This window comes from Campylobacter concisus, from assembly GCF_002913045.1.
GTDB classification, from domain to species: Bacteria; Campylobacterota; Campylobacteria; order Campylobacterales; family Campylobacteraceae; genus Campylobacter_A; species Campylobacter_A concisus_AP.
The window spans coordinates 159,209-171,924 of sequence record NZ_PPAF01000004.1 but is presented as its reverse complement, the minus strand read 5'-3'; the positions used below and the strand labels follow the sequence as shown (position 1 = coordinate 171,924).

12 protein-coding genes are annotated in these 12,716 nt (G+C 37.8%); all 12 read right to left on the bottom strand.

The features are described from left to right. Nucleotides 1–37: 37 nt before the first annotated feature. Nucleotides 38–517, bottom strand: coding sequence for a hypothetical protein (locus tag CYP43_RS00885; protein ID WP_258032112.1), 480 nt, complete (start codon nt 515–517; stop codon nt 38–40). A gap of 26 nt (nt 518–543) precedes the next feature. Next, nucleotides 544–1,497: a hypothetical protein gene (locus tag CYP43_RS00880; protein WP_103582155.1), complete on the bottom strand. Its 954-nt coding sequence runs from the start codon at nt 1,495–1,497 to the stop codon at nt 544–546. Further along, on the bottom strand, nt 1,494–2,162 hold the full coding sequence (locus CYP43_RS00875; protein WP_103582154.1) for an ABC transporter ATP-binding protein: 669 nt from the start codon (nt 2,160–2,162) through the stop codon (nt 1,494–1,496). Before CYP43_RS00875 ends, CYP43_RS00880 begins: the two co-directional genes overlap by 4 nt. Next, nucleotides 2,159–3,268: an ABC transporter permease gene (locus CYP43_RS00870; protein WP_103582153.1), complete on the bottom strand. Its 1,110-nt coding sequence runs from the start codon at nt 3,266–3,268 to the stop codon at nt 2,159–2,161. The genes CYP43_RS00875 and CYP43_RS00870 overlap by 4 nt, the downstream gene beginning before the upstream one ends. After that, nucleotides 3,258–3,443, bottom strand: a complete 186-nt coding sequence (locus CYP43_RS00865; protein ID WP_054197437.1) for a hypothetical protein — start codon at nt 3,441–3,443, stop codon at nt 3,258–3,260. Before CYP43_RS00865 ends, CYP43_RS00870 begins: the two co-directional genes overlap by 11 nt. A gap of 1 nt (nt 3,444) precedes the next feature. Further along, nucleotides 3,445–4,566, bottom strand: a complete 1,122-nt coding sequence (locus CYP43_RS00860; protein WP_103582152.1) for a nitrous oxide reductase accessory protein NosL — start codon at nt 4,564–4,566, stop codon at nt 3,445–3,447. Nucleotides 4,567–4,639: 73 nt separating this feature from the next. Then, a complete protein-coding gene (locus CYP43_RS00855) occupies nt 4,640–5,464 on the bottom strand; it encodes an SEL1-like repeat protein (RefSeq protein ID WP_103582151.1) in 825 nt (274 codons plus the stop codon). Between the two features lie 8 nt (nt 5,465–5,472). Next, nucleotides 5,473–8,088, bottom strand: a complete 2,616-nt coding sequence (gene ccsA / locus CYP43_RS00850; RefSeq protein WP_103582150.1) for a cytochrome c biogenesis protein — start codon at nt 8,086–8,088, stop codon at nt 5,473–5,475. Between the two features lie 14 nt (nt 8,089–8,102). After that, on the bottom strand, nt 8,103–9,068 hold the full coding sequence (gene nrfD, locus CYP43_RS00845) for an NrfD/PsrC family molybdoenzyme membrane anchor subunit (RefSeq protein ID WP_103582149.1): 966 nt from the start codon (nt 9,066–9,068) through the stop codon (nt 8,103–8,105). Between the two features lies 1 nt (nt 9,069). After that, nucleotides 9,070–9,741 carry a 4Fe-4S dicluster domain-containing protein gene (locus CYP43_RS00840; RefSeq protein ID WP_103582201.1) on the bottom strand — a complete coding sequence of 224 codons (672 nt, stop codon included), beginning with the start codon at nt 9,739–9,741 and terminating at the stop codon, nt 9,070–9,072. 20 nt (nt 9,742–9,761) lie between these two features. Further along, nucleotides 9,762–10,520 carry an FKBP-type peptidyl-prolyl cis-trans isomerase gene (locus CYP43_RS00835; protein WP_103582148.1) on the bottom strand — a complete coding sequence of 253 codons (759 nt, stop codon included), beginning with the start codon at nt 10,518–10,520 and terminating at the stop codon, nt 9,762–9,764. 44 nt (nt 10,521–10,564) lie between these two features. After that, nucleotides 10,565–12,631 carry a multiheme c-type cytochrome gene (locus CYP43_RS00830; protein WP_021090404.1) on the bottom strand — a complete coding sequence of 689 codons (2,067 nt, stop codon included), beginning with the start codon at nt 12,629–12,631 and terminating at the stop codon, nt 10,565–10,567. Between the last annotated feature and the right edge of the window lie 85 nt (nt 12,632–12,716).

Sequence of the window (12,716 nt, the reverse complement as noted above, 5' to 3'; positions counted from 1 at the left end):
ATTTAAGGCAATAAGACTAAAAAATATCTTTACAAATTTATATCTTATTTTCTGAAAGTAGGATGTTTATGTATGGATTTAGCAACGTTTCACCGCGTGCTGCGTATAGCAAGACCTCTTTAAAGTAGTTGTCGTTTATGCCATACGTGTGAAACTCGTACGCCCCTATGCCATATCCCATAGGCGTGATATCAACCCTTGAATACCACGCATTTTGCGCTAGGATGTAGCGATTCGTATCTCTTGAATAGACATATAGCTTGATCTTATCTTTGCTCTTTTGCGCCATATACCAGATGAAAGAATTTGTGATGTCGTTAAAAAAGTAGATGTCGCCGTTTGGCATGATTGCCTGGGCTGTATCGTTGTTATCAGCGATAAGCGTCCTACTCTCATAACATATAAATTTATTTGGCGTAAGTTGCTCGATCGGCTCTGATTTGCCATTATTTAAAACTAAAATTTTATCATCACTTATGTCGGCATTATAGGCAAGCACAGCTAGAACTAGAGCCAACAAACACAAAGAAAAAATTTGCTTTATCAAAATAAAAATCCTCTTAACAAATAATATTTTAGGACATAAAGCGAGCATATCAGCACGCAAATACCTAGCCAGATCGATGAAAATTTAAGCTTGTGTGAGTAGTTTGTCTTTGTGATTATCGCAACAAGATATGGCATAAGGCCGTAAAATACACCGAGAAACAAACTACCCCAGATAAGGTAGCCAACATAAAAATAGTCACCTTTTAGCATACAGTATGGACATTTATGGTTTGGTTGCTCGTAAACGTAAAGGCCAAAAAAATAGGTGATGGCGTAGTAGCTAAGCACCAAAAATAGCAAATTTGCCACAAAGCTTGCCATGCTTTGCTTTAAGAAATTTAGCACCAAAATGACAAAAAAGAGCACATAAAATGCACTCACTAAGCCAAAATTTGTATAGCCAAATGGTAACTTTGGAGCTTGAAAAGTAACAGAACAGCAAAAGACCGGCACTTTTAGTGGGATATTGTAAAAAAACGAAATTTCTATACCAAGTTCGACTAATATCATGACAAAAAGGCAGATAAAAATGGCGTATTTTTTCTTTAGATAAGGGAAATTTAGAGCCTGCAAGTCAAGCTTATTTATAACCAGCCAAATGCCAAGCCCAAAGATCAGCAAAATTTTAGTGAGCATCAATATACCACCAAATTTATTCGAGCCGATCACTCCAGCCGAGCACATAGCACCAGGTACGATGTCAGAGAGCTCATTTAGGCAAAGTGCAAAAAATATAAACAAAACGATCTTTATGCAGACGCAAAAAAGCAAGATCGTATTTACAAGATAGTTTTGCTTTTCAAGTGAGTATTGAAGCGATGTTAGTGCATTATAGTCCCACGACCTCACGATCCTAACGACGTAAAAGAGCGAAATACTCATCAAAACTAACAGTACAAACTCCGCTAACAAAAAGGCAATAACGGCGTTTGATAAAAAGACACTCATACTATCTCTCCGTTTTGTAAAGAAACAACCCTATCTGTTGCACTTAGCTCATCAAAAATGCTATCGTGGGTCGCTACAATAACACTCTTTTTTAGCTTCTTAAACGACTCTAATAGACCCAAAAACGCACGTGCATTATCTCTATCTAAATTTGCCGTTGGCTCATCAGCCAAGATGATATCAGCATCCATAGATAAAGCTCTAGCCACCGCACATCTTTGACGCTCACCACCACTTAAATTTGATACGTTCTCATCTTTTTTATGAGCGATATTTGCGAGGCTTAGAGCCTTTTTTATCATCTCATCTCGCACATTTGCCTTGAAATTTGTTAGAGCAAATGGAGCTAGTAAATTTTCATAGACACTTAACCCCTCGATGAGATTAAAATTTTGAAAGATAAGTCCAAGCCTTTTGTGTCTAAACTCGGAGCAAAAGGCATCAGGTAGCTTTGCGATGTTAGTGCCATCTATCAAAATTTCTCCACTAGTTGGCTTTTGAAGTAGGGCGATAAGAGAAAGTAGGGTACTTTTACCGCTTCCACTAATGCCTTTTAGTATCACTAGCTCGCCGTCATTAATATCTAAATTTATATTTTTTAAAGCACAAAACTCATTTTGTTTGTTTTGGTTATAAACTAGGCTAACACCTCTTATATTTATCATTTTAGCCCCTCATTTATGTCACTACTTGCTACTCTCCATGAAGGTATGAGTACAAACGCTAAAAATGGTATCACACCAAAAACAAAGATCAAAAAGAACTTATCAAACTCTAAAATAGGCGTAAAATTTGTAAAATTTAAAAGCTCATCACCTAAAAATATCCCTTTTAAAAGTGGAGCATCTAATACAAAAACAAAGAGATAAGCCAGCATAACACCGAGTAAAAAAGCACTAACACTAACGATGAAATTTTGTATAAATTTTAAAAATATAATGTCTTTTATACAAAAACCAATGCTTCTTAAAATAGCTATTTCACGCTTTTTGCTACCATAGGCGAGTGAAATTTGGTTTTTAAGCAAGACAAAGAATATAAGCATAACACTAACGTAAATGCTCATAAAAATTCCACCCTTATAATAGTAAAGGTGCCTAACCTTAGCCACCTCATCTTCTATACTAAGAGCGAAAGAATTTGGATATAAATTCTCTATCTTTAAAGCTACTTCACTGATCTCATCGGTATTTGGCACCTCAACGTAGAGCTTTGTATACTCTTCATCTTTTAAATTTAAGATAGCTCTTAGCGTATTTGGATGCAAAAATATAGCGTTATTTGTGATTAAACCACTTTGTACCGGCATAGTCTTTAATATCTTTACTGGTATCATGCGCTCTTCAGTTAGAAAATTAAAGCTCTCATTGTAGTAAAGCTCATTCATCGCCGCCTTTACACCTTCTCCGACGATCATCTCATCCTCTTTTAAGCTATCATCTTCATATAGATGAAACCAAACACGCTTTTGCACGAAGTAGTACTCTCCATCAACCACGCCCCTAACGTCAGCCACGCCATCAATCTTCGAGATATCGTAGATATAACCAGGGTGCATGAGATCATTTTTGCCAGCACGAAATGCACTCACTACGATACTTGATCTATCTTTTACTAAATTTATAAGATCATGTTGGATCGATCCAGAGATAAAAAGTACCGAGCTTAGCACAAAAATAATGAGTGCAAAGAGGCAAAAGCTAAAAAGGTGATCCTTCCTATCTTTAAAAAGCAGAACCACGGCGTAGTTTATAAAATTTTTACCTATCATAGACAAAGCCTTTTTGCCCCTTTTGATTAAAACTAAAAGCAGCATTTGCTCTTGTTATCTTAGAAATTTCTCTTAGCTCATCTTGCTTTGCTTTATGATCAAAGCTAAGATAGTGTGCCGCTAAAAGCGTATAAGAAAGTCCAAAAAATAACGCCAAAAAAACTAGAAATTTCACACTATTTACCGATAAAATTCTTTATCTCGTCAAATCTTATGACACCTTTGCCGGCATGATCTTTTAAAAAGCTCTCTGCCTTTGCTTCATCTTTAAATGGAATAAACTCATCGCCCATTGGTCCGTAAACGTTTGAGCCATGAACATAAAATGCATCTTTTGCATCAAGCTTTTCTAGCGTGTAATAGTCACTCACATAAGCATCTTTCATTTTACCGTCCGCAAAATAAAATTGCGCCATATCTTTTACGCCATCAAAATAATAATCCTTGCCATCTGCTTTGATGAGTGTCGCCCATGGAGAATTTTTGACAATCATGCCACATACCGCACATCTTGCGCCCTTTGGTACGACTATTCTCTCAGGTTTTTTTATTTCTTGTTTAGGTTTTGAAGCTTGGTTGCCAGTACCTAAATTTGCTGGAGCGTCCCATAGATAAAGAGCAGCGGCTTGCAAGTGCTTGTCGTACTCTGGAGCTTTGTTAGCCTCTTTTGAGTCACATACTTGTTTAAGATGAGCTTTTAGCTCGGAGATAGCTTTAAAGCTTTTTGGATCTGTTTTTTCGCAGTTTACTTCATAAAATTCTTTACCATGTGCGTAAACGCCGTCCTCACGCTTAGCTTTGATCATTTTATTATCGCCTGCGAAGTCTTGTCCAGCGATCTCGTAAGCTTTAGCAAAATTCATTATCTCACCGCCATTTTCTGCTTGAAATTCTTTTGCGTCAGCCTCAGTTGAGAAGGCATATTTGCTATTTCTAGTCATCGTGCCTTTAACACTACTGCCAACGACATAAAAAGCTTTATTGACATCGATCAAATTTAGATTTTTAGTATCTACAACTTGTGCGTCACTTGGGATCTTTCCTTCTGTTAGCTCGTATAAGCAGTGGAGTGATGCTACTTGCTTGCCATTGTAGACGTGATTAGTCTTATAAAATTTAACCAAATTCATTCCACAAACAGCACAATACTCCTTGCCCTCGCCACTTCCTACTAGTGTAGCCTTGCTAGGATCCACGCTTTGAAACATCGGTTTCATTTTGACGGCTTGTTCATTTGTAGAAGCACTAAAAAGTAGGCTCGCCAGTAGTGCTGAACTCAAGATAGAACGTAAAATCATAATTATCTCCTTTAGTATTTTTTATTTTTATATTTATAAGCTTTAAATGCCACTGGGCTAACTTTATCAAGCATCAATGCTTTCCTAAAATTTCTAAATTCTCGCACGCTTCTTTTAAGCCATTTTTGCAGCTTCTAGTAAAAATTTCACGTGCTTTCTCCACGTCTTCTTTTACGCCTTTACCTTCAGCTAGCATGATAGCGTAATTATTGCAGCCCTTTTCATATCCATATATACACGCTTGCTCATAAAGTTTTGTGGCTTTTGTGAGGTTTTGATCAACGCCTTGTGCATAAACATATAAAAAGCCAAGATTATCACACCCTATGCCAGCTTCGTTTGCACAAGCCATTTCGTAGTTTGCTTTGGCTTTTGCATAGTCTTTCTCTACACCTTCGCCCTGCGCGTATAGATAGCCAAGGTTGCTACATCCAATGCCATCACCTGCCTTGCAAGCCTTTTCGTAAAGCTCTTTTGCCTTTTTAAGATCCTTTGTCACGCCGGTGCCATTTGCATAAAGCAAGCCAAGCTCTGTGCAACCCTCATTATCCTTACAAGCCTTTTCATAAAATTTAACTGCTTTTGCTAGGTCTTTCTCTACGCCTTTGCCTTTTTCATAGACGTAGCCAAGATTACTGCAAGCCATAGAGAAATTTTGATCACAAGCTTTTTCATAAAGCATTGCTGCCTTTGCTTCGTCCTTTTTGACGTTGCCATCACCCCTGCTGTAAAGCACAGCTAGATTGTAGCAGCCTGATGCCTTTTTCTCTTTATCGCAAGCATCTTCATAAATTTGTGCTAGCTTGTTGTGATCATCTTTTGCGCTTAAAGCCTCTTTGATATAGCCAGCATTCAATAGTCCCAAACAAGCAAACAATAAAACTAAACTCTTTTTCATCATATCTCCTAAATCTCTTTTATATCCTTACCTCTATAAGCAAAGACGATTAGCAAAGCCAAGAGCGTTAAAAGCAAATAAAGCAAATTTGAAACGCTAAATCCATCGCCATTTGCGTATGAGTGGAGTCCGCTTAGATAGAAATTTACACCAAAATAGGTAAAAATAACTGAACCAAAAGAGAGCACGCTAGCTACTAAAAAGGTAAAAATATTTTTTAATCTTGGGATAAATCTTAAATGAAGCACAATGGCATAAATAATTATCGTAATGTACGACCAGCTCTCTTTGCTGTCCCAGCCCCAGTATCTACCCCAGCTCTCATTTGCCCAGACGCCGCCAAGAAAATTTCCAATAGTTAGCAAACTAAGTCCTATGATGAGGCTTAGCTCATTAGTTGCGGCGAGGTATCTTATCTGCTCGCTGAGCTTTTGCTCGTTTTTTTTGTTTTTTATAGCCATTAAAAGAAGCCCAAGAAGTCCAAGCACAAAGCTAAAGCCTAAAAAGCCATAGCTTGCCGTGATGACACTTACATGCACACTAAGCCAAAATGACTTTAAAACTGGGACTAGATTTGTTATTTGTGGATTTATAAAATTTAGATGAGCGACAAGTAAGCTCACACTTGCAAAAAGTGAAGCGGCTCCAAGAGCAAAGCTTTGACGTTTAAAAAATAAAACTCCAGCTAGTACGCTTGCGAACGAGATATACACTAAGCTCTCATAGGCATCACTCCAAGGTGCATGCCCTGAGATATAAGCACGAAGAGCTAAATTTAGCAAATGCACCACAAAGCCAAAATAAAATGCAAGGCTTAATGCGCTCTCAAATCTAAATTTCTTTCCAGAAAATAGCCTATAAAAGCCAAGAGCAAGCAAAACTAGCCCAAGAATCATGTAAAAATATATAAGAAATTTAAAAATTTCCATTTGATTATAAAGCACTTCAAGCTCCACCTTTGCCTCGCTTGGCGCAAGAGAGCCTAGAGTGCTTCTTTGATAGCTTGAAATTTTCTCCAAACTCCTATCAGCTCCAGCACACTCGCCACTTTTTACGCAAAGGCTTAAATTTTCTATATAAGCGCCTAAAACGCTTTTAAGCTCGCTTGAAATTTCACTTGAGCCAAAGGCTTCATTTACGCCTAGCCACGTTAGTTTATCACCATTTTTAGCTGGGATAAATTTTAAAATTTCTCCCTTTAGTGCAAGATATAAGACATTTAATCTCTCGTCAAATTTGATAACGTCGTTGTCAAATTTATCTCTTTTTGAGGCGGATTTTTCATTTGCAACTTCTACAAATTTAGCCAGCTTATACTCGCCATTTTCGTTAAAGACATCGTTAAAACTAGCAAATTTTTCATTAACCCCCAAAAGCTCACCCACACGCTCGCTTGTGATCTTTACTATCCTTTTATCCATCCACTCTTTTGGCGAGATGGCAAAAGAGAGCATTAGCTCCTCGCTGCTAAGCCCAAATAGCGTAGTTTTGGTTGAAATTTTACTTATCACAGCTCTTGAGTAAGAGCTAGCTGGAGCGATTCTGCTATCAGCTTGAGTCAAAATTTTGGCAAATTTGCTTGCATGTGCCTCTAAATTTTTATTATTTTCATTAGCAAAATTTGGAGTAGCATTTAAAAGCAAAATAGCCAAAAATACGATTTGCGAACCTTTTATGAAATTTAGTAGCCTAAAAAAACGGCTCTTTTTGCTAAATAAATTTGCCAAAAAGCCAAGGCAAAGCAAAAAATATCCGATATAAGTTGGGATTTTACCAGGATCACGGCTGATCTCAAAAGCGCTTCCAAGCTCATCAGGATCGTATGAAGACTGAAAAATTTTATAGCCATCAATTGTCAGTGGATTATTTAGCGAGATGTCGTACTTACCACCAGCGATACTTACTTTACTTGTATAAGATGATGGACTATTTAGCCCTGCATATCGCTCTAAAATAAACTCGTCAAGCTTTAATGAAAATGGTAAATTTAAAGCCTTTGAGCTAAAGTAAAATTTCACCTCTTGCCCACCAAAACTTAGCACACTAGGCTCTAGCTCATATCCAGCTCCGCCTTTTAGCTTAACACTCTTTTTTTCGCCGTTAAAACTTATCTCCAAACTAAGCGTAGCTGGAGCGTTTTTCTCATCTTTTTTATAGCCAGCTATCTTTATCTCAAATTCTTTGCCGTTTATATCTTTTTTGAAGTAAAAGTCATTGTTGCCAAGTAGGCTAAGTCTTAGTGGAAAGCTAAAGCTCTCATTTGGCATCTCCACTCTCAAATAAGGCTTTACGCTTTGCATAGTGTTGCCGCTCTCGCCAACTCTTAGATGTAGCACGCCCTCCTCACCAAAGTGTCTCGTAAGCGCAGCTCCGATAAAAATAATAATAAAAGCAAGGTGTATCAAAAATGCGCCAGGTTTTTTATACATCTTGGTTTTTACGATACTAATGGCTAAACAAATAGTGCAAGCAAACATAACACACTCGTACCAAAGCGCTTCGTAAACAAGCACTCTGGCCGTTTGTGTGTCATAAAAATTTTCTAAAAAAGTCGCAAGCCCTGCACCAAAAGCAAGAATAAATAATAATATCAAAGACAAGCGGTAGATATTTAAAATTCTCATCGCTCGCCTCTACTTTAAATGCTATAAGTTTGTCCCGCATAAAGTATAAACACCCTAAGCAGTAAAACACCGATAACAGCCGCTAATGAACTGATATAAAAGCTAAATTTTAGACTAGCTACTTTTTTGCCAAATGCAAAATTTAAAACAAAAGGCACAATAAAGCCAACTAGCACAACACCAAGCCAAAAGAAATTTGCCCAAACGCCACTATAAAAAGCAACAGCTGCATTTTGTTGATAACTTGAACCAAGTAAAAGCGATACAAAAAGCATTAAAATGAGTAAAATTTCAGCTCCCAAAACGCTAAATTCTATGCTATGAAGCGAGTGAAGGTCGCTTGAATGCGGATCTTCTTTAAATAAAGCTGCTGCAACCAAACTACTTCCACTTATGCCAGCACTTAGTCCTGAAGCTATAAATAAAGCTGGAAGCACAGCTGTGTTTAAGAGTGGAAATCTAATCAAAACTGAGATCAAAAATCCAGTGTAAGCACAAATTATTACAGCAAAAATAAGACAAATGCGACTTAAAAATGGATAAAGCGGTATTAAAATTTTCATTATTAGTGCAAAAAGAGCGCTAAATGATTTTAAACTTTTGGCTAAGAAATTTGAAATCTCATCATTAAATGCATAAAGGCACATCAAAAAGCTAAGCGGTATAAATACACAAAGTCCAGCAACACCTATAGACATAACTGATGTGAAATTATAATTAATCAAAATTTTCCAAAATAAAAGTGGCTTTTCAAGATCAGCTATCAGACAAACCATACCAAGCATGATGCTAACAAATGCTAAAAGTGAAGCAGCCTTAAAAAATGGGCTAAAGCTCTCTTGCTTTTTATAGTGTTTTAAAAGTATGGCAGCGATTAGCGCTCCACCACTCATACCAGCTAGCAAAAGATAAACAGCGATCGGCCAGCCCCACTCTACTCCATGCGAAAATGTTGCAGTAAAATTTAATGCACCATCCATCTTACACCCCCATTTTTACTTTAGGAATATATCTAAGGCTTGGTTTTGTGCCAAGCTCTGCTCTTAGCCTTATGCTATCTTTTACGGCTAGTAGCTTGCTGATGTGTGAATCTTCATCGTTAAGATCACCAAAGACGATCGCCTCATATCTACAAGCTTCTACGCAAGCTGGCTCTTTGTCGTCCTTTAAATTTGTATCTACGCAAAAGTTACAGCTTTGAGCTGAATGAGTAACCTTATCGATATATCTCACGTCATATGGACAGGCTACGATGCAGTATTTACAGGCGATACAATCATCTATATTTGTAGTTTGTATGCCAGTTTTTTCGTCTTTATGACAAGCCTTAGTCGGACAAACAGCTACACAAGGCGCATCGACGCACTGCTGACAAGACACTCTTACAAATCTTTTATCTAGTAAATTTTTAGGATTAGTCTTATCTTCTATAAAAAGTCTCATCTGTCCTTTTGGGACTAAATTTACCTTTCTGCAAGCTATCTCGCAGTCTGTACAGCCAACACATTTATTTTGGTCAAATATCATACCAAAGTGTGGTTTTTTTACACTTTCTTCACTCTTAAAAGCAAAACCACTACTTGCCGCACCAGCACCAGCAGCCACAACTACCATGCTTTTTAAAAAGGCTCTTCTATTTTTTTGATTTTGCATTTTTAACTCCATTTTTTATCTTAATGAGGCTTTTTAATGCCCTCATTTAGTTCTTTTTCGTGAATTTTCTTTGCAGCCTCGGCTAACTCACCTGGCTTTAAGACCTTAACAAGTTCTATCTCAAAAACGATAGTCTTGCCTCCAGGTATGCCCTCCATGCCGCTATCGCCATACGCAAGTTCTGGCGGGATAACAAATTTAAACTTATCGCCCTCTTTCATGAGCATTAAGCCCTCTTCAAGACCTGGGATCAAATTTAGCATAGAAAGATGAGCTGGAGCCTCTTTTGTCTCATCAAAGACCTTACCATCGATAAAGCTAGCTTTGTAGTTTGCTATGATGATACTCTCTTGTTTTGGAGTCGCTCCCTTTTTGCTTGATTTTAAAATTTCATATTGCAATTTTGATTTTGTCGTTTTTACATTTTTATTTTTTGCATTTTTATCCATAAAAGCCTTGCCTTGCTTTAAATTCTCTTTAAGTGCGGCGGCTTCTTTTTCTTTTACTATCTTGTCTAAATTTTCAGCTCTTTTGTTTAGTAGCTTTGCTATCTCATCATCGCTTAGTTTTAGCTCTCCTTTTAGTGCATCACTAAAACCTTTGATAACGGCCTCAGCATCGTAGCTAATGCCTATTTGTTTTTGTTCAAGTAACCCTTTTAAAACATATCCACCACTTGTTGCTCCCATAGCATAAGACTCATTTGAATCTACATTTGCAAGCAAACCAGAAGTACTTAAGCTAAGAAGTAGTGTAAATTTTAAAACCTTATTTTTCATATCAAACCCTTAAGATTAAAGGGGCTAAAACTAGCCCCTAAATGCTATAAATTTTTATTCAAAATTCTCTGAGCTTCTTTTATATACTCTTTTGATGCATCGAGTTTTTGTTTAGTAAATTTAAATCCGTGCATACCCCACGAACCATCTTTTTCAACCATATCGATGATCTCTTGAGCATTTTGGATAAGCTCATAAACTCTTACTTTATCACTTGCATCAAGTTTTTTAGTCTCAAGTAGTGAGTAAAGTCCTTCAATACCAATCTTAACTTCAGAGAATTCATTCTTAACTGGAGTTTGCCATCCCATAACTTCATCATAAACTTGTTTTTGGTTTTTGAAGTGAAGTGTTGGTTTTAGCTCAGATAATACTGGGCTGTGGCAGCCTTTGGTATCTTTCATATCTTTATCAGCCCAAGATGTTCTAGCGCACGCCCACATCAAGTCAACGTAGTTATGGCCATTTTTATCTCTCTCAAAGTGCCAATCTTTAGCATCTCTTGGACCTTTAGCAGCATCGCCTGGTACTAGAGATTTCTCTTTTGGATCAACCATAATCTTCCAGATGTGAGATCTTCTTTGAGTATCAAAGCCAGCGTTGTCTTGGAACTGAACAGCATAGAAATTCTCACAACTCATCATAAATGGCATGTGGCAAGATGCACAAGTGTTGTCTTTGTGAGTATCTGCTTTAGATGCGATATATGCTTGAGTCTCGTGGCAATCTTTACACTCTTTTCTAATTTTTGGCTTAGTATAGAATGAGCTTAGATAGCCTTGCTCTGAGTTATAGTTCATACCTGTTACGCTCTTATCACCTACAACTGGACCTGTGTTGTCGTGTGGATCGTGGCAAGTAACACATCTCATACCTTTGTCATAGTGAGCTGTAAAGTATGATTGTGAACCTTCAGAACCACATCCTGGTCCCATTGATTTAAATTTAGAGCTTAAAGAAAGATCAAGCTTGCCGTTATTAAGCGGATTAGCACGAGCTAGATCTGGGCTAAAGTTAAACCTTTGGTGGCAGCGTTCGCAGTTTGATGTTCTAAAATTTGTAGCCCCATCAAGGTGACCGCCAGCTCCGTGACACTCCTCACAGCTTACGCCTTTTGAGATAGTGTGTTTTTGAAGCTCTTTAGCATTACCAAGTGCTGCGTAAAATTCTGCTTTTGATTTAAAGTCGAATTTAACTGGGTGACAAACTTCACAATATGATGAGTTTGCTTGGAAAAACATTGATTTTTTATGTTTTGCGGCGTATGAAGCTAGACCTCTAACATATCCGCCATTGTCGCCATACTCTTCAAGAGTGCCAGGAAATTCTGGGACAAGCTCTTTTATCTTTTTAACAGTAGCGTCGTCTAAATTTAACGCCCATGTTCTTTGCCATTGGTTACCACCAGCTACGATCTGACCCGTACCATCTCTTAGCAAACCGCCCTCAACGTAGTAAGTACCACGAAGTAGCCACGCATCAACGTAGCCCATTTTGGTTCTTAAGTGACCAACAGTTGCGTAGATAACATCTGGAGTGATACCTTTTGGAAGGATAGAAGCCGTATCTTTGTCAAATACTGGCTCAGTTAGGTTGTTATTAACCTCTGGGTGCTCACCAGGAAAACGCATAGTAGTTGCGTGGCGAGATCTGCTCCAAACTTCATACTGAGCTGGGTGACACTCACCGCACTTTTCTGGTCCTACAAATTTGTTAGGAAACTGAAGTGATGAAGTGGCTGGAATTCTATACATCATAGAGCTATAGCCCTTACCGCCATCTCTTTTACTAAGCTTTGACATATCAAAGCCATGTCCCTCGGCAAGCCACTCTAAGCCACGGTCATGAACGACCATTTTACCGACGGTTTTACCACCATATTTTGTAAAAATAGGGTGGTTTTTAAATAACCAGTTATACATCTCTTGCTCTTCTACAACGTAGTCTTGCAAGGAGATAACACCTCTACTTTGCAGTGTGCCTTTAGGATTTGCGATAACATCACGTGCTTTATCGGACATCTGCATATTATGCTCTTCGCAACAGGCTTGTGAAGCGAAGATGCTAACACCCATGAGCAAACCAGCTAAGGCTTTTTGTAGATTTCTCATGTGCCCTCCTTTAAATTTTTTATCCTAAAATCAAAATGATTTCATACTGATAATACTAACACCAAAAAAGGGTAGAAAAGGGGGA

Bases quoted from the DNA above. Each gene is read 5' to 3' on its own strand.
- CYP43_RS00880 (WP_103582155.1), bottom strand. From the start codon at position 1,497: ATGAGTGTCTTTTTATCAAACGCCGTTATTGCCTTTTTGTTAGCGGAG.
- CYP43_RS00875 (WP_103582154.1), bottom strand. From the start codon at position 2,162: ATGATAAATATAAGAGGTGTTAGCCTAGTTTATAACCAAAACAAACAA.
- CYP43_RS00870 (WP_103582153.1), bottom strand. From the start codon at position 3,268: ATGATAGGTAAAAATTTTATAAACTACGCCGTGGTTCTGCTTTTTAAA.
- CYP43_RS00860 (WP_103582152.1), bottom strand. From the start codon at position 4,566: ATGATTTTACGTTCTATCTTGAGTTCAGCACTACTGGCGAGCCTACTT.
- CYP43_RS00855 (WP_103582151.1), bottom strand. From the start codon at position 5,464: ATGAAAAAGAGTTTAGTTTTATTGTTTGCTTGTTTGGGACTATTGAAT.
- ccsA (WP_103582150.1), bottom strand. From the start codon at position 8,088: ATGAGAATTTTAAATATCTACCGCTTGTCTTTGATATTATTATTTATT.
- nrfD (WP_103582149.1), bottom strand. From the start codon at position 9,068: ATGGATGGTGCATTAAATTTTACTGCAACATTTTCGCATGGAGTAGAG.
- CYP43_RS00840 (WP_103582201.1), bottom strand. From the start codon at position 9,741: ATGCAAAATCAAAAAAATAGAAGAGCCTTTTTAAAAAGCATGGTAGTT.
- CYP43_RS00835 (WP_103582148.1), bottom strand. From the start codon at position 10,520: ATGAAAAATAAGGTTTTAAAATTTACACTACTTCTTAGCTTAAGTACT.
- CYP43_RS00830 (WP_021090404.1), bottom strand. From the start codon at position 12,631: ATGAGAAATCTACAAAAAGCCTTAGCTGGTTTGCTCATGGGTGTTAGC.